The organism is Streptomyces sp. CRCS-T-1, assembly GCF_024442335.1.
GTDB lineage: Bacteria > Actinomycetota > Actinomycetes > Streptomycetales > Streptomycetaceae > Streptomyces > Streptomyces koelreuteriae.
In genome coordinates this window covers 3,089,649-3,112,855 of the sequence record NZ_CP101651.1, presented here as the reverse complement: position 1 = coordinate 3,112,855, position 23,207 = coordinate 3,089,649, and the positions used below count along the sequence as shown (strand labels likewise).

At 72.3% G+C, this 23,207-nt stretch carries 18 protein-coding genes and 1 riboswitch; of the genes, 9 read left to right on the top strand and 9 right to left on the bottom strand.

Annotated features, from left to right (window positions below; translation table 11 throughout):
• Nucleotides 1–47: 47 nt before the first annotated feature.
• Together NNW99_RS13720 and NNW99_RS13715 are read right to left on the bottom strand one after the other, a co-directional pair.
• Complete coding sequence (locus NNW99_RS13720; protein WP_215119308.1) at nt 48–266, bottom strand: hypothetical protein; 219 nt, start codon at nt 264–266, stop codon at nt 48–50.
• A complete protein-coding gene (locus NNW99_RS13715; RefSeq protein WP_215119307.1) occupies nt 253–1,761 on the bottom strand; it encodes a PspC domain-containing protein in 1,509 nt (502 codons plus the stop codon). The genes NNW99_RS13720 and NNW99_RS13715 overlap by 14 nt, the downstream gene beginning before the upstream one ends.
• 178 nt (nt 1,762–1,939) lie before the next feature.
• On the opposite strand from NNW99_RS13715, the gene NNW99_RS13710 reads away from it, so the two are divergent.
• Entirely contained in the window at nt 1,940–3,226 is a 1,287-nt protein-coding gene (locus tag NNW99_RS13710) for an ATP-binding protein (RefSeq protein ID WP_215119306.1), read from the top strand.
• The gene (locus tag NNW99_RS13705) at nt 3,223–3,966 is read left to right on the top strand and encodes a response regulator transcription factor (RefSeq protein ID WP_215119305.1); all 744 of its coding nucleotides are present in this window, start codon (nt 3,223–3,225) and stop codon (nt 3,964–3,966) included. The genes NNW99_RS13710 and NNW99_RS13705 overlap by 4 nt, the downstream gene beginning before the upstream one ends.
• 68 nt (nt 3,967–4,034) lie before the next feature.
• On the opposite strand, the gene NNW99_RS13700 is transcribed toward NNW99_RS13705, so the two are convergent.
• Nucleotides 4,035–5,102 (bottom strand): C40 family peptidase, encoded by a 1,068-nt coding sequence (locus NNW99_RS13700; RefSeq protein WP_215124266.1) that lies wholly within the window; start codon nt 5,100–5,102, stop codon nt 4,035–4,037.
• 421 nt (nt 5,103–5,523) lie between these two features.
• Here NNW99_RS13700 and NNW99_RS13695 point away from each other — a divergent pair, with 421 nt between their 5' ends.
• Nucleotides 5,524–5,877 (top strand): hypothetical protein, encoded by a 354-nt coding sequence (locus tag NNW99_RS13695; RefSeq protein ID WP_215119304.1) that lies wholly within the window; start codon nt 5,524–5,526, stop codon nt 5,875–5,877.
• Here NNW99_RS13695 and NNW99_RS13690 read toward each other — a convergent pair.
• Nucleotides 5,855–6,871 (bottom strand): hypothetical protein, encoded by a 1,017-nt coding sequence (locus NNW99_RS13690; protein ID WP_215119303.1) that lies wholly within the window; start codon nt 6,869–6,871, stop codon nt 5,855–5,857. The two genes, NNW99_RS13695 and NNW99_RS13690, sit on opposite strands and share 23 nt — an antisense overlap.
• Nucleotides 6,872–6,948: 77 nt before the next feature.
• The gene (locus tag NNW99_RS13685) at nt 6,949–8,127 is read right to left on the bottom strand and encodes a C40 family peptidase (protein WP_215119302.1); all 1,179 of its coding nucleotides are present in this window, start codon (nt 8,125–8,127) and stop codon (nt 6,949–6,951) included.
• Nucleotides 8,128–8,135: 8 nt separating this feature from the next.
• A riboswitch (cyclic di-AMP (ydaO/yuaA leader) is annotated at nt 8,136–8,294 on the bottom strand.
• A gap of 304 nt (nt 8,295–8,598) precedes the next feature.
• Between NNW99_RS13685 and pcrA the strand changes: the two genes are divergently transcribed.
• Nucleotides 8,599–11,076, top strand: a complete 2,478-nt coding sequence (pcrA, locus tag NNW99_RS13680) for a DNA helicase PcrA (protein ID WP_215119300.1) — start codon at nt 8,599–8,601, stop codon at nt 11,074–11,076.
• A 66-nt stretch (nt 11,077–11,142) separates the two neighbouring features.
• On the opposite strand, the gene NNW99_RS13675 is transcribed toward pcrA, so the two are convergent.
• Both NNW99_RS13675 and NNW99_RS13670 read right to left on the bottom strand, forming a co-directional pair.
• On the bottom strand, nt 11,143–12,810 hold the full coding sequence (locus NNW99_RS13675; RefSeq protein WP_215119298.1) for a M23 family metallopeptidase: 1,668 nt from the start codon (nt 12,808–12,810) through the stop codon (nt 11,143–11,145).
• 97 nt (nt 12,811–12,907) lie between these two features.
• Nucleotides 12,908–13,774: a triacylglycerol lipase gene (locus NNW99_RS13670; RefSeq protein WP_215119297.1), complete on the bottom strand. Its 867-nt coding sequence runs from the start codon at nt 13,772–13,774 to the stop codon at nt 12,908–12,910.
• Nucleotides 13,775–14,250: 476 nt separating this feature from the next.
• Here NNW99_RS13670 and NNW99_RS13665 point away from each other — a divergent pair, with 476 nt between their 5' ends.
• A complete protein-coding gene (locus NNW99_RS13665; protein ID WP_215119295.1) occupies nt 14,251–14,667 on the top strand; it encodes a cobalamin B12-binding domain-containing protein in 417 nt (138 codons plus the stop codon).
• A gap of 179 nt (nt 14,668–14,846) precedes the next feature.
• On the opposite strand, the gene NNW99_RS13660 is transcribed toward NNW99_RS13665, so the two are convergent.
• Nucleotides 14,847–16,520 (bottom strand): DUF5691 domain-containing protein, encoded by a 1,674-nt coding sequence (locus tag NNW99_RS13660; RefSeq protein WP_215119293.1) that lies wholly within the window; start codon nt 16,518–16,520, stop codon nt 14,847–14,849.
• A 142-nt stretch (nt 16,521–16,662) separates the two neighbouring features.
• The gene (locus tag NNW99_RS13655) at nt 16,663–18,018 is read right to left on the bottom strand and encodes an SWIM zinc finger family protein (protein WP_215119291.1); all 1,356 of its coding nucleotides are present in this window, start codon (nt 18,016–18,018) and stop codon (nt 16,663–16,665) included.
• Nucleotides 18,019–18,163: 145 nt separating this feature from the next.
• Here NNW99_RS13655 and NNW99_RS13650 point away from each other — a divergent pair, with 145 nt between their 5' ends.
• The 4 genes from NNW99_RS13650 to NNW99_RS13635 are packed head-to-tail and all read left to right on the top strand — an operon-like array spanning nt 18,164 to nt 23,030.
• A complete protein-coding gene (locus tag NNW99_RS13650; protein ID WP_215119290.1) occupies nt 18,164–19,282 on the top strand; it encodes an AAA family ATPase in 1,119 nt (372 codons plus the stop codon).
• Between the two features lie 45 nt (nt 19,283–19,327).
• Nucleotides 19,328–21,727 carry a DUF5682 family protein gene (locus tag NNW99_RS13645; RefSeq protein WP_215119288.1) on the top strand — a complete coding sequence of 800 codons (2,400 nt, stop codon included), beginning with the start codon at nt 19,328–19,330 and terminating at the stop codon, nt 21,725–21,727.
• Nucleotides 21,724–21,870, top strand: a complete 147-nt coding sequence (locus tag NNW99_RS13640; RefSeq protein ID WP_215119286.1) for a hypothetical protein — start codon at nt 21,724–21,726, stop codon at nt 21,868–21,870. Before NNW99_RS13645 ends, NNW99_RS13640 begins: the two co-directional genes overlap by 4 nt.
• Nucleotides 21,867–23,030: a VWA domain-containing protein gene (locus NNW99_RS13635; protein ID WP_215119284.1), complete on the top strand. Its 1,164-nt coding sequence runs from the start codon at nt 21,867–21,869 to the stop codon at nt 23,028–23,030. Before NNW99_RS13640 ends, NNW99_RS13635 begins: the two co-directional genes overlap by 4 nt.
• The last annotated feature ends 177 nt before the right edge of the window (nt 23,031–23,207 follow it).

Sequence of the window (23,207 nt, the reverse complement as noted above, 5' to 3'; positions counted from 1 at the left end):
CCCAGAGCCCGGAGCCCGAGGCGTCCGGAAGCCCGGGGCGTCGGTGGCTAGTCGGTGGCGGTCCGGCCCGTCGTGCGGCGCCGGCGCAGGCGGCCCGTCAGGAACGCCACCGCGCCGGCCAGGCACAGTCCGCCCGTGACAAGGGGGATCGCCAGGAACCACGGGATCTCCCAGGCGCCGCCCGCATCACCGGCGTACAGGACGCCCGTCAGGACGAGAACGACACCGGCGACCAGCGTTCCGGGCCGGGGCTCATGACGCAGCACGGGTCACCTCCACCTGTCCCATGCCGACCTGGAGGTCCAGGTCGATGGTGCCGGACCTCTCGACACCCTTGGCGGGGGAGAGGGTGATCTCCTTCTGCTGGCCCGGTTTCACATCCACGTCCTTCGTGTCGTCGCCCGGCAACTGGAGGTCGCCGAGCCCCACGTCGACGCTCAGCCGCACGGTCACGTCCTCGGGCACGAGCACCTTCACCCGGCCGATGCCCACGTCGGCGCTGGTCGTCACGGTCTGTCTCCCGGCCATGTCCAGCCCGGTCAGGTCGAGGGTGCCGACGCCGGTGCCCAGTTCGTACTGCTCCCGTACGTCTGCCACCGAGGCGGGCCGCCAGGTCGTGCGGGCCCACTGGGTGCCGATGTCCTTGGGCAGGGCCGCCGACCCGGCGAGCAGCCCGGCCGTGATGACCGCCAGCAGGATCGAGCCCGCCCCTGTCCGCCCCAGGAAGGCGCTGACGGCTATGCCCAGGCCCAGGACGGCGAGCGCGCAGGCCAGGCCCGTCTGCAGGCTGGTGCCCAGCGGGTGCGTTTCCCAGGTCAGGTCGGTGCCCAGGGCGCCTGCGAGCAGGGCCAGCAGGAAGACCCAGCCGCCGATCCAGCGGGGGCCGCGCGGCTCGGGAGGCCGGGTGCGCGGGACGGGTATGTCCTCGCGGCCGCCGGCCCGGGTGCCGCGCCCGATGTTGATGGCTGCCGCGACATCCGGGTCGCGGGCGTCGCGGGGGCCCCACAGATAGCCCGTGCCGCCGATGTGGGTGCCGTCCTTGACGATGGGGTCGCGCCACCAGGAGGGGGCGGTGACGAAGACCGGCGGCGCCTGGGGTTCGGGTGGGGCGTCGGCCACGGCTTGGGCGGCCAGCGGGTCGGGGCTGGGGGCGCCGCGCTGGCGTGACCAGAATCCGGAGCCGGCCAGGAGTATGGACAGGACGAAGGCGAAGGTCAGCACTCCGCCGTTGTTCAGCAGGGTCAGGAACACTCCGCAGCCGACCAGCGCGAACAGCACGGCCGTCAGGGCCTGGCCGTCGACCCGGCCGGTCAGCAGCTTGCGCACCTCGTTCTCTTCCTCGTCCTCGTACGGGACGAGGAGCCAGACGAAGCCGTAGAAGAGCAGACCGATGCCGCCGGTCACGGAGAGCACCGCGAGCGTGATGCGGAAGATCACCGGGTCCATGTCGCACTGCCGCCCGAGCCCGGAGCAGACGCCGGCCAGGGTCTTGTGGCGGCGGTCGCGGCGGAACGCCCGGGGAGGGCCGGGCGCGTCGGCAGGGCCGGGCTGGCCGGGCTCGCCGGGAGGGGCCGTTTCCCCGGCAGGGCCGGTCGCGCCGGTCGCGTCGGCCGTGTCGGGAGCTCCTCCCTGTTCTCCCGCGCCCGCACGCCCCTGCGCGGGGGAGCCCGTGGGCGCGGCGTCCTGCGGCCCGGCGCCCGGTGCGGGGCGCGGGCCGGAGCCGGGTCCCGGACCCGTCGCGGCGTGCTCGTGATCGGTCATGAGTCCATGGTGACGGGCGCGACGCCGCCGCGGCAGTCGGAACGACCCTGGCCGGACCCTGATATCGGCCCTGAGGAACGGCTCGGGAAGCGTTCGACGGGCCGGGGTTCGGAGATCAGGGGAGTCTCCGGGGTCGACCCTGATGCTCCTGCCCTGCGGCCGTGTGACCATCAATGGCATGTCGGAAGCCGCAGCAGCGCCACTCGCCGAACCGCGGCCGCCGCGCAAGCTCTACCGCAGCAGTGACGGACGCTGGCTCGGTGGCGTGGCGCGAGGGCTCGCCGGGCATCTCGGGCTGCCCGTCGTCTGGGTGCGGCTCGTGTTCGTCGGCCTGTTCATGGCCGACGGCCTCGGTGCGCTGCTGTACGCCGCGTTCTGGTTCTTCGTCCCGCTCGGCGTCGGCGGAGTCGACGCGCAGAAGCCGCCGGCCGCCGCGGAGGCCTCGGCCGACGGCCGCCGCAGGCTTGTCGCCCGCAAACCCGACAAGGGCCAGATAGTGGCCCTGCTGCTCATGGTCGCCGTGGCCCTGGTGTTCGTGGGCAATGTGAACCTCAGCGGCGGGGCCCGGGTGTACCTGTGGCCGGCGGTGCTCGTCGGCGCGGGCGTCGCCCTGGTCTGGCGGCAGGCGGACAACGCCCGCCGCGCCCGCTGGGTCGAGGTCGGCCGTCGCCGGCGCACGGTCACGCTGCTGCGCGCGGTGGGCGGGGTGCTGCTGGTGACGGCCGGTGTCTCCGGCATCTTCGTCCTGCAGGGCTCCGCCGCCCACCTCGGCTCCGTCCTGCAGGCGGCCCTCGCGGTCCTCGTCGGGATCACGCTTCTCGCCGGGCCCTATCTGGTGCGTATGACGCAGGACCTCTCCGAGGAGCGCCTGATGCGCATCCGCGCCCAGGAGCGCGCGGAGGTCGCCGCCCATGTCCACGACTCGGTGCTGCACACCCTCACCCTGATCCAGCGCAACGCGGAGAACGCGGGCGAGGTGCGCCGCCTCGCCCGCGCCCAAGAGCGGGACCTGCGCACCTGGCTCTACAAGCCCGAGGGCACCGGCAAGGACGAGGCCGACGAACCCACCACCCTCGCCGACGCCGTGCGGCGCAACGCAGCCGAGGTGGAGGACAAGCACGGCGTGCCCATCGAAGTCGTGGTGGTGGGGGACTGCCCGCTCGACGAGGGGACCGGCGCACAGATGCAGGCCGCGCGGGAAGCGATGGTGAACGCCGCCAAGTACGGTGGCGAGGGCGGAGCCGTACAGGTCTACGCCGAGGTCGAGGGGAAGACGGTCTTCGTGTCCGTCCGGGATCGCGGCCCCGGCTTCGACCTCGACTCGATACCCGCCGACCGCATGGGTGTCAGAGAATCGATCATCGGCCGCATGGAGCGCCACGGCGGCACGGCGCGGCTGCGCGCGGTGCCGGACGGCGGCACGGAGGTCGAGCTGGAGATGGAGAGGGCGGAGAAGACGTCATGAGCGACCCGACCGAGGCGAACGGTACAGGGGGAGCGGCGGAGGCGGCCGGGCCCGGGGAGCCGGGCGGCGGCACCGGCGGGCGTCGGGTGCGCGTGGTCCTCGTCGACGACCACCGCATGTTCCGTACGGGGGTCCAGGCCGAGATCGGGCAGACCGAGCAGACCGGTGTCGAGGTCGTCGGCGAGGCCGCGGACGTCGACCAGGCGGTCACGGTCATCACCGCGACCCGGCCCGAGGTGGTTCTCCTCGACGTGCATCTCCCGGGCGGTGGCGGGGTGGAGGTACTGCGCCGCTGCGCCCCCTTGATGGCCGACCCCGAGCAGCCGGTCCGCTTCCTCGCGCTGTCCGTGTCGGACGCGGCGGAGGACGTGATCGGCGTGATCCGCGGCGGGGCCCGCGGGTATGTCACCAAGACGATCACCGGCACGGACCTCGTCGACTCCGTCTTCCGCGTCCAGGAGGGCGACGCGGTGTTCTCCCCGCGGCTGGCCGGGTTCGTCCTCGACGCCTTCGCCTCCACGGACGCTCCCCCGGTCGACGAGGACCTGGACCGGCTGACGCAGCGCGAGCGCGAGGTGCTGCGGCTCATCGCCCGGGGGTACGCGTACAAGGAGATAGCCAAGCAGCTGTTCATCTCCGTGAAGACGGTCGAGTCGCATGTCTCGGCGGTCCTGCGCAAGCTCCAGCTCTCCAACCGGCACGAGCTGACCAGGTGGGCCACGGCGCGACGGCTGGTGTGACCCGGCGACCGGGTCGGCCTGCGCCGTCGCGGTCCACCCTGCCCGTAGGTCCCGTGCCGGACCACCCGTCAGACCACCCGTGTCGCCCCCGCGTACGGCATCTCGTCGAGCGGGGCGACCCGTACCGGGGCCGATGAGTTGGGGGCGTGGATCATCTGGCCGTTGCCCACGTAGATACCGACGTGGCTGATACCGGCGTAGTAGAAGACCAGGTCACCGGGGAGGAGTTCGGAACGGGAGACGCGGCGGCCGGCGGCGATCTGGGAGTACGTCGTGCGGGGCAGTGCGACGCCCGCGGAGCGGTACGCGGCCTGGACGAGGCCCGAGCAGTCGAAGGCGTCCGGGCCGGTCGCGCCCCAGACGTAGGGGCTGCCGAGCTTCTGGTAGGCGTAGGAGACGGCGGCGGCAGCGCGGGCGTTGGGCGCCTGCGAGGCGGCGGAACCGGGGGCCGCCAGGGTGTCCCGGAGGCCCGTCGAGGAGCGGGAGGCGCGGTCCGTGCCGGGCCCTTCGCCCAGGCCGGCACGTTCCTGCGGGGTGAGCCGGGACAGCAGCTGCCGTGCGGAGCCCAGCTTGCCGGTGATCGTCTTCTTGTGCCGCTTCAGCTCCGTCTGCCGCGACTTCAGGGACGTCAGCTCGATGTGGGCGGCCCCGCGCAGCTGCTCGATCTCCCGGAGCTGCTTGCGGACACCCGCGACGGCGGACTTCTGCCGGTTGCCGGCCCGCTCCACGAACTCGGCGTTCTCGAGGTACCGGTCGGGGTCGTCGGACAGGGCGAGCCGGAGGGCGGGGTCGATGCCGCCGTCCCGGTACTGCGCGGCGGCGAGGGAGCCCAGGGCGTCGCGGGCCGAGTTGAGCCGTTCCTCCTTGCGGGCCGCCTGGTCCTGGAGCTTCCTGATCCGCTCTCCGGCGGCGTCGGCCTTCTCCTTCGCCCTGTTGTACTTCTCGGTGGCGACCTCCGCCTCCTGGTACAGCTTGTCCACCTCGGCCTTGACCTGGCCGGGGGTGAGCTGCGGTTCGGCGTGTCCGGTTCCGTCGAAGCCCGTCGCGGTCGCCGCGCCGGCGAGCGCGATCGTGGCGGCCGTACGGGCCGTGTTGCCGCTCGCGGTGCGCTGTCGGGGCTTGCGGTGCGCTGCCACCTGGGGTGCCACGTCCTTTCCTGCGACCGCCGGGCGTGCGACGACCGCAGTGGGGAGCGGACGGGCGGCCTGCGCGTCCGGCGACGGCCCGCACAGGGGAAGCGGGCCGCCGCCGGACCTTCTGGCGGTGGTGCCCGACTGCCGCCCCTGGCCCGGGCGGCGGTGGGGAGCCGGTCACCTGGGGCAGGACGCTAAACCTCGCCATGGCGGGCCCGTGGCCGGTGCGCGGAACTGTCCCGAGAGGACCGGCGGTGACCGTATGCGACCGTGATCCCGCCCCGGCGCCGTCGTCTTCACTCAGCGTGATGACCGATGCGTCGATTTCCCGGGCGAGTGCCAGTGATCGGGTGCTATGGGGCGCATATATGCATCGGTGGGCCGGTGCCGGGCGGATCGGACCCCCTGATTAGGCTCCGGCCTCATGGACGTTCTCATCCACCTCTTCGTCGGTCTCCACATCATCGGCATCGCCTCGCTCCTGGGCGGCTTTCTCACCCAGATGAAGGCGATGGGCGAGGGCACCGCCCGCTACACCCCGGCGATGCTGCACGGCGCGCTGACGATGCTGGTCACCGGTGTGATCCTGATCGGCCTCAACCAGGCCGACGACCAGTCCGTGAACAACATCAAGATAGGTGTGAAGCTGGCCCTGCTGATCGTGATCCTCGGCCTGGTCTATGTGAAACGGGACGACGAGAAGGTGGACAAGGGCCTGTTCGGCCTGGTCGGGCTGCTGACCACGGCGAACGTCTTCATCGCCGTGCTCTGGACCTGACCCGCCGGCCGGGCCGGGCACCGGACCGGGCCGCGGCGGCCGTCAGGGCGGCGGCCACCAGCCACGCGGCGATGGCGATCCACAACAGTGCCTCCCCGAAACCGTCGAGCCAGGAGACGTCGAGGGCGACGGCGACGCCCAGTGCCGCCGTCCCCGTCGTGGCCCAGGTGAACACGGTCGCCCAGCGGCGGACGTCATCACGGGGCCGGGGCCACAGGAACTCGGCGGCGAGCAGGACGGCGTAACAGACCAGCGCGAGCACGAGCAGGGCGACGGTCATATTGCGCAGGACGTCCCGGTCGTCCACGTTCCACAGGTACAGACGCACGCTGTCGGCGCTGATCAGCAGCGCCCCGGCGAGCGCCGAGAGGGCGAGGGCCCCGCCCGCGAGCCAGTGATCGCCGGTGCCCTCGGCCACCTGCCGCACATCGAAACGGACCAGGGCGAAGACGTACAGCACCAGCCCCAGCCAGAACAGCACCAGCGCCGCGTGCGCGAGCCACGCCTCCGACTCGGCCGCGGCCAGCGTGGCACCGAGCACGGCGAGCCCCTGGGTGGCCATGCAGCGCGCGAACACCGTCCCGGGCCTGCGCCGCTGCTCGCCCTGCGGGACGAGGACGAGCGGCACCGGCCAGAGCAGCACGGCGAGCACCAGCAGCGTCACGGCCAGAGCCTGCGAGCCCGCCGCCGAGAAGGCGGTCCCGAGGACAGCGGTCGCCGCCACGGTGGTGAGGGCCGTCGTCGTCACGCTCTCGAGGACGCCCGGCCTGCGGATGTACGCCCGCCACCTCGTCCCGGCCCGCAGCAGCCGCAGGGTGAAGTCCGCGGCGAACAGCAGCCAGGCCGCGCAGGCGAGAGCGAGGGCGATGAGCGAGAGGACCTCGTACCCCGCCAGATCCAGACCGACCGACAGGGTGCCGGTCGCCAGCACGGCGGCACTGGCCGCCGGGGCACGCCGCGCCCACCAGGCGACGGAGGGGGAGGTCGCGGGCATGGGCCCGATGCTAGGTAGGCCCCGCGCGCGTTACGGGCAGGCCACGCGCGCGGGGTCCCAAAAACCTGCGAGACCCGTCAGGCCGGACGCACCACGCTGTGGATCGACGACTCGCCGTCGTAGTAGATCGACTCCTCGCGCACGTACGTGCCGGGCTTCGGAGCGTGGATCATCATGCCGTTGCCGATGTAGATACCCACGTGGGTGACATCGTCGTAGAAGAAGACCAGGTCACCGGGCTGTGCGTCGGCCAGGGGGACCGTGGTGCCGGCGTTGACCTGGTCGTACGTCGTGCGCGGCAGGGTCACCCCGGCGGCCTTCCAGGCGGCCTGGGTGATGCCGGAGCAGTCGTAGGAGCCAGGGCCGGTGGCGCCCCAGACGTACGGCTTGCCGATCTGGGCGCGGGCGAAGGCGAGCGCCTTGTCGGCCTTGGTGGCGTACGAGGAGTCGGGCGCGGTGGACGACGACCCCGAGGACGAACCCGCCGAGGAGGAGCCGCCGCCCTGCTGCTGGGCGGCCTCCTGCTCCTGCTCCCGCTCCTTCTGCTGCTCGGCCTGCTGCCGGGCCAGCTCGGCGGCCTTGCGGGCCGCCTCCTGCTGCTTCTCCTTCTCGATCGCCGCGAGCCGCGCCTTCTCCTCGGCGGTCAGCTTCGACAGCAACTCGCGCGCGTCCGCGAGCTTCCGCTGGACGGTGGCCTTGGCCGTCTTCAGGTCGCCCTGCGACTCGGTGAGCGTCTCGAGGCTCTCGGCGGCCTCCTGACGCTTCTCCATCGTCTCTGACTGCTGAGTGATGTAGTCGTCGACCGCCACTTTCTGACGGCCGGTCATCCGGTCCATCAGCTGGGTCTGGTCGAAGTAGTCCTGCGGGGTGTCCGCGAGCAGGAACGTCGCCGTGTCCGGGGCGGAGGCGCCGGTGCGGTACTGGGCGGCGGCGAAGGTGCCCAGCTCCTCCCGCGCCTCGTTCAGCTTCTCGGTGCGCTGGGCGACGTCGTCGAGGAGGGTGTCGACGCGCTTGCGCTGCTTGGCGGTCTTCTCCTTCGCCCCGTTGTACTTCTCGGTCGCGGACCCGGCCTGGCGGTAGAGGTCGTCGACCTTCTTCTCGACTTCCTCCAGGCTGGGCTTGTCGTCGGCCTCGGGGGCGGCGTTGGCCGACTGGGACAGCAGGGCCACGGAGGTGAGGGCCGCCGTTGCGAGGGCGGGGGTCCGTATGCCTGCCACGCGCGAACCCGTAGGACGCGACTTGCGGTGCGACGCCAAGGGAGGCGACTCCTTCCATGCTCCGCCTACCGGGTTAGCTGTCGGGTTCGGGCGGGTGCTTCGGAAGGGTTGCCCTACGGCCTTCTCCGGAAAGGGAGTCGGGCCGATTCACCCCGGGGTCTCGGTTGGGTCCCCGGCTCTGGCTGCCGCTGCGGCACGCCGGACTCGGCGGAGGCCACGCGGCCCGGCGAGGTTCGCCGGTGGGGGTCGTGTGGCCTCCTCGCACGGTAGCCAACTCGTGTGGCCCTTGTGAAGGTTGATGGGTGATATGCCCGATACATTTCCGTGACCTTACTCATGAGCGTCGCCGAGAGTGATCAATCGGGGGAGGTCGGTCATCATTCGTCCGCAATTGTGGAGGCCATAGCGGCCTGTGATCACCCGGACCTGGAGGGTGACGGGGGGGTGCTTTCGGCGATGTTCTCAGGGCGGCGGCGGGCTGTCAGTGGGGCGCCCTAGACTCGGAGAGCGATGAGCAGCCTCTTTGACGACAGCTTCCTGGCGGACCTCCAGGCCCAGCGGGGCCCCGCGGACGAGCCCCCGCCGCCGCCCGAGGACGATCACGGACCGGAGCCGGTCCCGGACGATCTGTTCGGCGGGAAGTTCGACGTGCCGCCGGACCGCGACGCCTACTACCGGGGCGGCGCCGCGCGCCCGCCGGTGGACGCCGCCGCGCTCCTGGAGGGGCTGAACGACAACCAGCGCGCCGCCGTCACCCACTCCGGCTCCCCGCTGCTCATCGTCGCCGGCGCCGGCTCCGGCAAGACCCGCGTGCTCACGCACCGCATCGCCCACCTGCTCGCCGAGCGGGACGTCCACCCGGGCCAGATCCTCGCCATCACCTTCACCAACAAGGCCGCCGGCGAGATGAAGGAGCGCGTCGAACAACTCGTCGGCCCGCGCGCGAACGCCATGTGGGTGATGACGTTCCACAGCGCCTGCGTGCGCATCCTGCGCCGGGAGAGCAAGAAGCTCGGCTTCACCTCGAGCTTCTCGATCTACGACGCCGCCGACTCCAAGCGCCTGATGGCCCTGGTCTGCCGCGACCTGGACCTCGACCCCAAGCGCTTCCCGCCGAAGTCCTTCAGCGCCAAGATCAGCAACCTGAAGAACGAGCTGATCGACGAGGAGGATTTCGCCGCCCAGGCCGCCGACGGCTTCGAGAAGACCCTCGCCCAGGCCTACGCGATGTACCAGTCACGGCTGCGCGAGGCGAACGCCCTCGACTTCGACGACCTGATCATGACGACGGTCAACCTGCTGCGCGCCTTCCCGGACGTCGCCGAGCACTACCACCGCCGCTTCCGCCATGTGCTGGTGGACGAGTACCAGGACACCAACCACGCCCAGTACTCCCTCGTCCGGGAGCTCGTGGGCACCTCCGAGCACCCCGTCGACGTACCGCCCAGCGCGGACGACCTGCCGCCCGCCGAGCTGTGCGTGGTGGGCGACGCCGACCAGTCGATCTACGCCTTCCGCGGCGCGACGATCCGCAACATCCTCCAGTTCGAGGAGGACTACCCGGACGCGACGACGATCCTCCTGGAGCAGAACTACCGCTCCACACAGACGATCCTGACCGCGGCCAACGCGGTCATCGAGCGCAACGAGTCCCGCCGCCCCAAGAACCTGTGGACCAACGCGGGCACGGGCGCGCGGATCACCGGCTACGTCGCCGACACCGAGCACGACGAGGCGCAGTTCGTCGCCGACGAGATAGACCGTCTCACCGACGCGGGCGAGGCGAAGGCGGGCGATGTCGCCGTCTTCTACCGCACCAACGCCCAGTCCCGTGTCTTCGAAGAGATCTTCATCCGCGTCGGCCTGCCCTACAAGGTCGTCGGCGGCGTCCGCTTCTACGAGCGCAAGGAGGTCCGGGACGTCCTGGCCTACCTGCGCGTCCTGGCCAACCCGGAGGACTCGGTGCCGCTGCGCCGGATCCTCAACGTCCCCAAGCGGGGCATCGGCGACCGCGCAGAGGCGATGATCGACGCCCTCTCCCAGCGCGAGAAGATCAGCTTCCCGCAGGCGCTGAAGCGCGTCGACGAGGCGTACGGCATGGCCGCGCGCTCCACCAACGCCGTCAAGCGGTTCAACACGCTGATGGAGGACCTCCGTACGGTCGTCGAGTCCGGCGCCGGCCCCGCCACCGTGCTGGAGGCGATCCTGGACCGTACCGGGTACCTCGCCGAACTGCAGGCCTCCACCGACCCGCAGGACGAGACCCGGATCGAGAACCTCCAGGAACTCGCCGCCGTCGCCATGGAGTTCGAGCAGGAGCGCGCCGAGGACGAGCAGGGAACGCTGGCCGACTTCCTTGAGAAGGTCGCGCTGGTCGCCGACTCCGACCAGATCCCCGACGAGGAGGACGGCGACGGCGTCATCACCCTGATGACCCTGCACACCGCCAAGGGCCTGGAGTTCCCGGTCGTCTTCCTGACCGGCATGGAGGACGGCGTCTTCCCGCACATGCGCGCCCTCGGCCAGACCAAGGAGCTGGAGGAGGAGCGGCGCCTGGCGTACGTGGGCATCACGCGCGCGCGGGAACGGCTCTATCTGACCCGCTCCACCCTGCGCAGCGCTTGGGGCCAGCCGTCGTACAACCCGCCCTCCCGGTTCCTGGAGGAGATCCCGCCGACCCATCTGGAGTGGAAGCGGACCGGTGCGACCGCGCCCGCGTCCTCCGGGCCGGTCTCCGCCGTGGCGTCCTCGCTGTCGTCGTCCCGTTCGCGGTCGTCGGCGTCGGGCGCCTCCGGTTTCGCCACGCGCCGCACCGCCGAGAAGCCGGTCGTGTCACTGGCGGTCGGGGACCGGGTCACACACGACCAGTTCGGGCTCGGGACCGTCGTGGCGGTCAAGGGCACGGGCGCGAACGCCGAGGCGACGATCGACTTCGGGGACAAGCCGAAGCGGCTGCTGCTGCGGTACGCGCCGGTGGAGAAGCTGTAGCCCCGGGGCGCTGAAGCCCTGTGAGGTGAGCCTCCGCCGGCCGGACCGGCGGAGGCTGCCGAGACGTTACGTCGGGTCCACGCCGTGGCTGCGCAGCCACGGAAGCGGGTCGATCGGCGAGCCGCCGCCCGGCCGCACCTCGAAGTGCAGATGAGGGCCGGTGGAGTTGCCGGAGTTGCCCGAGCGCGCGATCGAGTCGCCGGCCTTCACGGTCGTACCGGAGGGGACCGTGTAGGTGGAGAGGTGGCAGTACCACGTCTCCGTGCCGTCCTTCGCCGTCAGGATCAGCATGTTGCCGTAGGCGCTGTTCCACTGGGTGCGGACGGTGCCGTCGGTCGCGGCCATCACGGTCGTGCCGTACGAGACGGGGAAGTCGATGCCGGTGTGCAGGGACATCCAGTTGATGCCGGACTGGCCGTACTGCGCGCTGAGTCCGTGGCGGGCGACCGGCATGGCGAACTTCGGGCGCAGCCGCTCCTTGCGGGCCGCCTCTTCCGCCGCCCGCTTCCGCTCGGCCGCCTGCTGAGCCTTGAGGTCGATACGTTCCTGCGTACGGCTGGCCCGGTCGGCGAAGTCGTCCGCGCCGGCGGAGAGACTCTGCAGCTGCGTGTCCAGCTTGTTGTTGGCGGCGGCCGGCTTGACCGGCTGCGCGTCCGCCGCGGTCGTCTGCGCCTCCGCGGCGCTGTCCTCGGTGAGGCTGCCGACGGACGCGGCGGCGATCCCCGCGACGCCCATCACGCACGCCGAGGGCACCGCGATGGTCATCAGCGCCGAGCGCTTGGGGGGCGTACGGCGGCGGGAGCGGGACCCGGCGCGCGAGGCCGCTCGTGCGGCGGTGCGCGGGCCGACCTCCTCCTGGCCGTCCAGGAGCGGGGCGACGATGGGCAGTTCGCCGGTGGCGGCAGGCTCGCCGCCGTCCGCGGCGGGGTCCTCGTAGGGGGCGCCGGTGGCCTCGTCGTAGCCGAGCTGCTCGAACGTCGCCGTCTCTTGCTGGTGGAAGGCGTCCGCGTGCTGCTCGTACCCGTCGGGGGACGGCGCGGCGGAGCCGTCGGAGTTCCACTGCGTGGCGTCGTAGGTGCCGGTGTCGAAGGCCTGCGTGCCCCATTCCCACTGCTGGGTCTGGTCGGCCGGGTTGCCGGACTGGTCGGGCTGGAGCCAGGCGCCGGTGTCCCACTGGCCGGTGGCGTCCGGGGACCCGGCCTGCGGCGGGATGACCGACAGCGGCTGCTGCTGGGGCGTCCAGGAGGTGGTGTCGTACACGCCGGTGTCGTAGGCGGCGTGATGCTGGGCCGCGTACGCGTCGTAGTGCGGGTTCTCGTGCTGGCCCGTGGGCCAGTGGCCTGAGTCGTACGTGCCCGTGTCGGCGCCGCTGCCCGGCAGGTTGCCGAAGAGGGGGTCGCTGGCGAAGCTCGCGGTGGCGTGCCCGGTGGCATCGAAACCGGCGCCGTCCGTACCGGCGGGGTGGGCGCCGGGGGCGTCAAAACCGGTGGCGGCGTAGTCGCCGTACGTGGTGAAGTCGCCGTACTGGGCTTCCTGGGTGCCGTACGACGCGTAGTGCGCCGAGGCGGCCTCGGAAGCCGGAGCCGGGGTCATGGTCCCCGACGGGTGACGGTCGTTCACCAACTTCTCTTTCGCCTCGACAACAGGGGCTGCCAGAGCAGTGCGGCGACTGTACCCGGCGGTACGCGGGCACGACAATCTTCGGCAGGTTTCGCGCGCGCATGAAACGGGCATTCGGCCGTGTTTTGGCGGACGGCGGGCGCGAGTTTGGCTTTGTGTTCGAAGTTTGTTCGACATTTCGATGTGAGGCGCGCGCCGGTCGGTTCCGCTTTCAGGCCACCGTGAGGCCGCCGGTGTGATCTGCGGACGGTTCACCCGGGTGGGCCGTGTCGAGGACCTGCCGTATTCCGTTGGCGACGGCGGGGTGCACGGGCAGCGCGAGGTGGCCGATGCCGGTCACCCGCACGTTCTGCACCGTCAGATCGGGATGGTCGATCCGGGCCGTCTCCAGCGGGTCCATCACATGATCCAGGTCGCTCCAGTAGCTGACGAAGTGCGTACGGCAGTCAGGGGCGGGCCGAGTGAGCTCCTCGAGCACCGGTGAGCCGGGGCGCATCTGGCGCACGATGGGGTGCGCGTCCGCCAGGGGCGCGACCCGGGTCCCGGAGTGCGGCGTGCCGAGGGTGACGAGGGTCCGGACGCGGGCGTCACCGCCGAGCCGCTGCACGTAGTAACGCGCTATCAGGCCACCGAGGCTGTGCCCGACGACATCGATCTGCCGGGCTCCGGTGCGCTCGCAGATCTCCTCCACGCGCCGGCCGAGCAGCTCGGCCGCGGCGCGTATGTCGCAGGTCAGCGGCGAGTAGTTGAGGGACTCGATCTGCTGCCTGCCGTGCTGGGCGAGGCTGCGGCGCAGCAGGACGAAGACCGAGCGGTTGTCGATGAAGCCGTGCAGCAACAGGACCGGGGGCTTGGCCTCCGTGGGCAGTTGGGCGGCGCCGTCCGTGCTGGGCGGTACGGCGGCGGGGGCCCGTCGCTCCTGGGTGATGCCCGAGGGGTAGAGGAGGAGATGCCCGGCCAGGATGGCGATCTCCAGGGCGGTGGCCTTCAGAAGGGCCAGGGAGAGTCCCGTCAGCCGGCTCGGCAGCAGGTGCCTGCAGGACGGGAGAAAGGGCAGAACAGCCCCGGTGACCTTCATGGCCGACCTCCTGTCGGCACGTGGAAGGACGGCTCCGCCCCCCGTGTGCCCTCGTGGAGAGCCGCTGCGAAGTCGGCCGGCGAGAACCATGTGAGCGGCCTGAGCCGCGTGTGCCGTGGGGCCTGAGTGTCGCGTGTGGCGTGTGTGGCGCCAGTGGTCCCCTGGGTGCGGTGCGTGCCGAACGTGCGGTTCTTGCCCTGCGTGTCTTCGCCGAAGTGCCGTACCGCTGCTGTGCGTGGTGGGTGGAGCGGCGGTACGGCGACTTCGTCGCGGCTCCCCTTGCGCTTGTCCCACCGTGTGATTTCCCCCTCGCTCCGCAGCGCGAAACTGCCGGTTGCGGGATCCTGGAGATAACGTTCGTTCACTTGCCCGGACGATGCGGGGCGGGGGGTCCGTGCGGTGCGGCGTGTACGGCGTGCCCGATGTGTGCGGTACTTGTCGGTACGGATGGATGTATTCGCTTCATGGAGGCAGTGATGGGTGTGGCAGCCGGTCCGATCCGCGTAGTGGTGGCCAAGCCGGGGCTCGACGGCCACGATCGCGGGGCCAAGGTGATCGCGAGGGCCCTGCGCGACGCCGGTATGGAGGTCATCTACACCGGGCTCCACCAGACTCCCGAGCAGGTCGTCGACACGGCGATCCAGGAGGACGCCGACGCGATCGGGCTGTCCATCCTCTCCGGCGCGCACAACACGCTCTTCGCGGCGGTGATCGAGCTGCTCAAGGAGCGGGACGCGGCGGACATCCTCGTCTTCGGCGGCGGGATCATTCCCGAGGCGGACATCCCGCTGCTGAAGGAGAAGGGCGTCGCGGAGATCTTCACGCCCGGCGCGACGACGACGTCGATCGTGGAGTGGGTCAAGACGAACGTACGCCAGCCGGCCGGGGCGTAGGCCTCCGGCGGTTCGGCCGGGGCGGCTCGGGTTGGTCGAGGTCGAGGCCCCGGCCGGGGGCGATGTCGGTTTCGGTTTCGGGTTCGGATTTGGCTCCGGTTTTGGCTTCGGTGTCGTGGCTGGTGGGCCCGTTGTCGGCCGAGGTCCTGTCCTCGCGCGGTCGTCGGATGCTCGCCGGGCTACGGCGCGCCCAGTTCCGCCGCCATCGCCGCGCGCAGCCGCAGGGTCGTGACCAGGCGCTGGAAGGCCTCCGCCCAGTAGCCGCCGGCTCCGGGTGAGGCGTTCTCCGGTTCGTCCGGTACGGCCAGCAGGACGTCGAGGCGTCCGGCCTCGGACGGGTCGAGGCAGCGCTCGGCCAGGCCCATGACCCCGCTGAAGCTCCATGGATAACTCCCTGCGTCCCGAGCGATGTTGAGCGCGTCCACCACCGCCCGGCCGAGCGGCCCGGACCACGGCACCGCGCACACCCCGAGCAGCTGAAAGGCCTCGGACAGGCCGTGCGTCGCGATGAAGCCGGCCACCCACTCGGCCCGCTCGGCCGCGCTCAGGGTGCCGAGCAGCTTGGCGCGTTCGGCCAGGGACACCGCGCCGGGGCCGCCCGCCTCCGGTGCCGAGGGGTCGCCGAGCAGCGCACGCGACCACTCGGCGTCCCGCTGGCGCACCGCAGCCCGGCACCAGGCCGCGTGCAGCTCGCCCTGCCAGTCGTCCGCCACCGGCAGCGCCACGATCTCCCGGGGTGTCCGCCCGCCCAGCCGCCGCGACCAGGTCCCGAGCGGTGCGGCCTCGATCAACTGGCCGAACCACCAGGACCGTTCTCCCCGTCCGGCCGGGGCCTTCGCCACGACGCCGTCGCGCTCCATGGCCGGGTCGCACTCGTGAGGTGCTTCGACGGCTATCACCGGTGTGGGCTGAGTGGACTGAGTGGTGGGTGTGGTTGGTGTGGGTGTGGCCTGTGCGGTCTGCGTGTGGTCGACGGCCACGCATGCCTCCGCTCTGACCGCCATCCGCGCGGCGAGTGCCGAACCGGGCAGCGCCGACAGCAGCTCCGCCGCCGTCGCCCGGACGTTGCGGCTGCGGTCGGCCAGGGCCTGTTCCAGGAACGGCTCGTCGTCCGGGCCCAGGCCCGAGCGCAGGGAGTCGAGGAACATCAGCCGGTCCTCGGCCCGTTCCGTCGCCCAGGTCGTCGCGAGCAGTTCGCGTGCGGAGGCCGGTTCGCGGGAACGCAGGGCCGAGAGAAGGGCGACCCGTTCGGCGAACAGGCCCTCCTGCCACAGCTGCTGAGTCCGCTCGTCGTCATCGACGTGCGGCAGGGCCGCGCCACCGCCCCGTGCCGAGCGCAGGGCGAACCGCCAGTCCTGATTCAGCCGCGCCAGCCACAGGGCTCGCGGGCCCGCGAACTCCAGCACCGCCGGACGCAGGTCGGTACGCCCCCGGGCCGCGTCCAGCAGTGCGGGGAGTGTGTGCGGAGGCGGGCCGAAACCGTGGGAGTTGGCCGCCGCGAGCCACTGGGGCAGCAGCTCCATCAGATCGGGCGCGGCGCCCCGGCGGCCGCCGCCGGACGGGCCGGGGCGGTCGGCCAGCAGCAGCGCGAGTCTGCGGGCCGCGGCGGGAGGCAGGGGTGGACGAGGGTCCTCTGGGGCCGCTTGCGGGCGCTCCGCCGCCCTCGCCGGGCGCAGACCGGCCCGGCGTCGTACGGTCTCCGTCGCCGCCGCGTCGAGCAGGGCCACCGGGGCCTCCGGGCCCGGCCTGGAGCCCGGCGGGGTGCGCCGGTCCGTGCCCAGCAGCGCCGTGGTGACGAGCCCCTCCCAGGCGTCCGCGACGGGCGCGTCCACAGGAGCGGAGGTCCTGGTCATGAGCGTCCTTTCCGTGGGGCGCCCGTGAGTGGTTGAAGTCTCACCCTCATCGGTTGTCCCGTGATGCCTGAAAGATGCGTTGATTTGATGGATTCATGGGAAGGGTGGGGCAGGCCGGAACGGCGGGGCCGTCGCCGTCGGTTCAGCACAGGGCCACCGCGTCGCCCGGTCCCTCGGGCCAGGCCGTGAGCGGGGTGAAGCCCTGGTGGCCGCATTCGCCGAAGACCCTGACCGGGGCCCCGCCCGACAGGGCGACGAGCCGCCACAGGCCCGGCCGGGAACGCGCGGCGGGAGTGAGCGGCAGCGCCATGTCCTCGTCGGCGTCCGCCAACTGCCAGGAGCCGCCGTCCGGGGTGGGTACGACGCGGTCCAGCGTCACCGGGACGGACTCCAGCCACGGATCGTCGCGCAGGGCGTCGCCGTAGCGGGCCGCCGCCTGCGATGTCGTCATCCCCGGCGGACGTATGTCCGTGGGCGTGGGCGGGGAGAACCGCTCGCCCAGGGCCACCCGCAGCTGCCCGGCGCCCGGGTAGGCGGATATCTCTGCCTCGAGGGCCAGGCCCACCGGCAACGCCAGCTCCGGGGCGCGGCCGGCGGCGCCGTAGGAGAGGAGCAGCACGGTGCGGTGCGAGTCGGCGCCGTGCAGCCAGATCCGGCGGGTCGTCAGGCGTGGGTCCGTCGTGTCGTACTGGGCGAGCACCAGCCACCGGTCCCGCACCGGCGGGCCCTCCACGGAGGCCGGCAGGCCGATCCGGGAACGGACCGTGGCGGCGAGGCCGTCCGGCAGTCGCTCGCGGCGCAGCCAGCCCTGGCCGAGGAGATGCAGCAGCGCGCACTCCTCCAGCAGCCGCACCGGCCAGCCCGGACCGGTGGACGGGATCGCCCCCAGCTCCCGCACCCGCGCGGCGAGGCCCTGCGCCTGCGCGTCGACCATGCGGGCCGCCGTCTCCTCCCAGAGGCCGTAACCGGACTGCTCCGCCGCCGCCAGACCGCCGCGCAACAGGTCCGTCAGGCGCTGCTCCAGCTCCACCGCACCCGCCGTGACCCGCTCGGCCCGTCGCTCCGCCCGGCGCCGCGCCGCCTCCGGATCAGCGGACCCGGACGGAGAGGCCGGGCTCTCTTCCGAACCCTTCTCCTCCGCGCGCTTGCGCCGCCCCGCTATCCACTGCCCGGCCCACTCCGGTGCCTGCCCCGACGGCACCGCTCCGTCGCCGCCCGCCCAGAGCAGCAGCAGCCCGAGAGCGTGCTTGCACGGGAACTTGCGGCTCGGACAACTGCACTTGTACGCGGGCCCCGAGGCGTCCGCGATGTCCACGATCGTCTGATACGGCTTGCTCCCGCTGCCCTTGCACAGCCCCCACACCGTCCCCTCGTCGGAACTCCCCGCCTCGGACCACGGCCCTGCCGCGCCGAGTTTGCTTCCCGCTTTGCGTGACGCGGTGTCAGGTGCCAGTGCCAGCACCTGGTCCGCCGTCCAGCGCACCCCCTGCTGAGTCATGGCAACGAAGGTAGATCCCACCACTGACAATCGGGTCCGCGAGCGACTCCGGCAGGGCATTTTCGCAGGTCAGAACGCATTGTCAGTGGTGTGGTGCAACGTGGTCACCAGATCCGAACCGGCCGAGCTGGAGGGGGACTCAGCCATGCCTGTGTCCGTTGAACCGACGTCGCAGACCGACGGTGCCGAGGCGCTGCGGCCGCACGCCGAGGACGCTTTCGCCGGCGAACTCGCCGCACTCGCCGCGCAGGACGACCGCCCGCGCCCGGCCCGCTGGAAGCTGTCGCCGTGGGCCGTCGCGACCTACCTGCTCGGCGGCACACTGCCCGACGGCACACTGATCACACCGAAGTACGTGGGCCCGCGCCGCATCGTCGAGGTCGCGGTCACCACGCTCGCCACCGACCGCGCCCTGCTCCTGCTCGGCGTGCCCGGCACCGCGAAGACCTGGGTGTCCGAACACCTGGCCGCGGCGGTCAGCGGCGACTCCACACTGCTGGTGCAGGGCACCGCCGGAACACCGGAGGAGGCCATCCGGTACGGCTGGAATTACGCGCGGTTGCTCGCCCACGGCCCGAGCCGCGACGCCCTCGTGCCCAGTCCGGTCATGCGCGCGATGTCCGACGGCATGACCGCCCGCGTCGAGGAGCTGACGCGCATCCCGGCCGATGTGCAGGACACGCTCATCACGATCCTGTCGGAGAAGACACTGCCGATACCGGAACTGGGCCAGGAGGTGCAGGCGGTCCGCGGCTTCAACCTGATCGCCACGGCCAACGACCGCGACCGCGGGGTCAACGACCTGTCCAGCGCCCTGCGCCGTCGCTTCAACACGGTGGTGCTGCCCTTGCCGGAGAGCCCCGACGCCGAGGTCGACATCGTCTCGCGCCGTGTCGACCAGATCGGCCGCTCCCTCGACCTGCCGGCCGCGCCCGAAGGCCTCGACGAGATCCGCCGGGTCGTCACGGTCTTCCGGGAGCTGCGCGACGGCGTCACGGCCGACGGCCGGACCAAGCTGAAGTCGCCCAGCGGCACGCTGTCCACGGCCGAGGCGATCTCCGTCGTCACCAACGGACTCGCCCTGGCGGCCCACTTCGGCGACGGCGTGCTGCGGCCGAGCGATGTCGCCGCGGGCATCCTCGGCGCGGTGGTCCGCGACCCGGCGGCCGACCGCGTCATCTGGCAGGAGTACCTGGAGACCGTCGTCCGCGAGCGCGACGACTGGAAGGACTTCTACCGCGCCTGCCGTGAGGTGAGCGTGTGAGCGGTACGGGGCGGGGCCGTCGGACATGCGCGTGGAGGGGAGGGGATGGGCGTGACAGGCGTGGAGAAGGCTGAGGGCCGGGGTGTTGGGGCCGGGCCGCTGCTGCTCGGGGTGCGGCATCACGGGCCGGGCTCGGCCCGGGCCGTGAGGGCGGCGCTGGAGGAGGCCCGGCCGCGGGTCGTGCTGATCGAGGGGCCGCCCGAGGCCGATGCCCTGATCCCGCTCGCCGCCGACGAGGAGATGCGGCCTCCGGTCGCCCTGCTCGCCCATGCCGTGGACGAACCCGGCCGCTCGTCGTTCTGGCCCATGGCCGAGTTCTCCCCGGAGTGGGTCGCCATCCGCTGGGCCCTCGCACACGACGTCCCGGCACGCTTCATCGACCTGCCGGCCACGCACACGCTGGCCTGGGGGAGGCAGGAGGACGCGCCGGGGACCGACAGCGAGGGAGACGGCGACGGCGACAGTGAAGGCGACTCGGGCCCCGGCCCCGCCGATCTGCGGATCGATCCGCTCGGCGTGCTCGCCGAGACCGCCGGTTACGACGATCCCGAGCGCTGGTGGGAGGACGTCGTGGAGCACCGGGGCGTCGGGAAGGGGGACGCGCTCGCGCCGTTCACCGTGCTGGAGGAGGCCATGGGGGCGCTGCGCGAGACCTACGGCGCCGGCGGGCACGACCGGGACCTGGTGCGGGAGGCCTATATGCGGCTCCAGGTGCGGGCCGCGCAGCGGGAGTTCGAGGACGGCGTGGCCGTCGTCTGCGGAGCCTGGCACGTGCCCGCCCTGCGGCAGAAGACGACCGTCGCCGCCGACAAGGCACTGCTGAAGGGGCTGCCCAAGGTCAAGACGGACATGACCTGGGTGCCGTGGACCCACCGCAGGCTGTCCCGGAGCAGCGGCTACGGGGCCGGTATCGAGTCGCCGGGCTGGTACGGGCATCTGTTCAGCGCCCCGGACCGGCCGGTCGAGCGGTGGCTGACCAAGGTGGCCGGGCTGCTGCGCGCCGAGGACCGGATCGTCTCCTCCGCGCATGTCATCGAGGCGGTGCGGCTGGCCGAGACGCTCGCCGCGATGCGCGGGCGTCCGCTGCCGGGCCTGAGCGAGACGACCGACGCGGTGCGGGCGGTGATGTGCGAGGGCTCGGATGTGCCGCTGGCGCTGGTGCACGACCGGCTGGTCGTGGGCGATGTGCTGGGGGAGGTGCCGCCGTCGGCGCCGGCGGTTCCGCTGCAGCGGGACCTCGCCCGGCTCCAGCGCAGGCTGCGGCTGAAGCCGGAGGCGCTGGAGCGGGAGTTGGAGCTCGACCTGCGCAAGGAGACCGACGCCGGCCGCAGCAGGCTGCTGCACCGGCTGCGGTTGCTCGGGGTCGCCTGGGGTGAACCGGCCGCCTCGCGGGGCAGCACGGGCACGTTCCGGGAGACCTGGCGGCTGCGCTGGGAGCCCGAGCTGTCGGTGCGGGTCGCCGAGGCCGGAGTGTGGGGGACGACCGTGCTGTCCGCCGCGACCGCGAAGGCCGAGGCGGACGGGGTCGCCGCGCAGGGCCTCGCCGATGTCACCGCGCTCGCCGAGCGCTGTCTGCTGGCCGAACTGCCCGACGCCCTGCCCACGGTGATGCGGATCCTCGCCGACCGGGCCGCCCTCGACTCGGACGTCGGCCATCTCGCCCAAGCGCTGCCTGCCCTGGTCCGCTCCCTGCGCTACGGCGATGTGCGCGGCACGGACACCGGAGCCCTGGGAGAGGTCGCCGCGGGCCTGGCCGAGCGGGTCTTCGTCGGCCTGCCCCCGGCCTGCGCCGCGCTCGACGCGGACGCCGCCGAGGAGATGCGGCGCCATGTGGACGCGGTCCACGGGGCTGTGGGACTCCTGGGCGACGCACCCGCGGCGGGACACGGCCACTTGAGAGGCCGCTGGCAGTCGGTGCTGCGCGGGCTGTGCGGGCGGGACACCGTGCCCGGGGTGATCCGGGGCCGGGCCGTGCGGCTTCTGCTCGACGACGGGGAGCTGGCGCAGGACGAGGCGGCGCTGCTCATGGGGCACGTCCTGTCCCCGGGCACACCGCCCGCGGACGCGGCCGCGTGGATCGAGGGCTTCGTCGGAGGCGGCTCCGGCGGCGGGATGCTCCTGGTGCACGACGAGCGGCTGCTCGGGCTGGTCGACGCGTGGCTGACCGGGGTGCCTGCGGACGCGTTCACGGACGTGCTGCCCCTGCTGCGGCGGACGTTCTCGGCGTACGAGCCCGGGGTGCGCCGGACCCTGGGCGAGCTGGTCCGGCGCGGGCCGGGGGCAGGGGGCGGTGGTGCGGCAGCGGCCGGCTCCGGCATACCCGGCTTCGCGGCCGAGCTGGACACGGCGCGGGCAGACGCCGTGCTGCCGGTCGTGCGGCTGCTGCTCGGGCTGGACGACGTAGGGGAGAAAACCGGTAACGACCTGGCGGGGGTGACGGCATGACGACCGACGGACTGAGGGAGCCGGCTCCGAGGACGGAAGCGGCGGAGCCCATCGGCAATGGACCCCGGGCGGAAGGCCGGCCGACGACGACCGTGCTGGTGATCCCGCTGTGGGAGCGGCTGCGCGGGGGAGGACGCGGATGACGACCGAGGCGACGGACCCGGCGCAGGAGCGGTTGCGGCGGTGGCGGCTGGTGCTCGGCGGTGATGCGGCGGACGGCACCGGGTGCGCGCTGTCGGGGCGGGACGCGGCGATGGACGGGGCGCTGACCGCGCTCTACGGAAAGGGGGAGAAACCGCAGGGGGGCCGGGATCGTTCGGCGGGGCTCGGGGCGTCGGCGCCGTCCGTGGCGCGCTGGCTCGGGGACATCCGGACGTACTTCCCGTCCTCCGTCGTCCAGGTCATGCAGCGCGACGCCATCGACCGGCTCGGTCTCGCCGCACTGCTGCTGGAGCCGGAGATGCTGGAGGCGGTGGAGGCCGACGTGCATCTCGTCGGCACGCTGCTGTCGCTCAACAAGGCCATGCCGGAGACGACGAAGGAGACGGCACGGGCCGTCGTGCGCAAGGTCGTCGAGGACCTGGAGAAGCGGCTCGCAACCCGCACCCGGGCCACCCTCACCGGCGCCCTCGACCGCAGCGCCCGCATCAACCGGCCGCGCCATCACGACATCGACTGGAACCGCACGATCGCGGCCAACCTCAAGCACTACCTGCCCGAGTACCGAACGATCGTGCCGGAGCGGCTCATCGGGTTCGGGCGGGCGACCCAGTCCACGAAGAAGGAGGTCATCCTCTGTATCGACCAGTCGGGATCCATGGCGGCATCGGTTGTCTACGCGTCGGTGTTCGGAGCGGTGCTCGCCTCGATGCGGACGATCTCCACGCGACTCGTCGTCTTCGACACGGCGGTCGTCGACCTCACGGACCAGCTCGACGACCCGGTGGACGTGCTCTTCGGTACGCAACTGGGGGGCGGTACGGACATCAACCGGGCGCTCGCGTACTGCCAGTCGCAGATCACCCGGCCCGCCGAGACGGTGGTCGTGCTGATCAGCGACCTCTACGAAGGGGGCATCCGCAACGAGATGCTCAAGCGGGTCTCGGCGATGAAGGCGTCGGGGGTGCAGTTCGTGACGCTGCTGGCGCTCTCGGACGAGGGGGCACCGGCGTACGACCGGGAGCACGCGGCAGCGCTCGCCGCGCTGGGGGCACCGGCGTTCGCCTGCACGCCCGATCTGTTCCCGGAGGTGATGGCGGCGGCGATCGAGAAGCGGCCGCTGCCGATACCGGACGCGGTGTGACGATTTGCCGACGCGTCGTCGTCCGGTTCGGTCCAGCAAAACGGATATGACGGGCCATCAGTAGAGAGGGGCTTGCGCGACCTCCGCACTCCCGTGCGAGGATCAGCGCCTGCTCGGCAGTGTGTCGTGCCGCTCCGGGCAGTACCGCGTTGTGCCGACTCGTTGCCCGTGACGCGT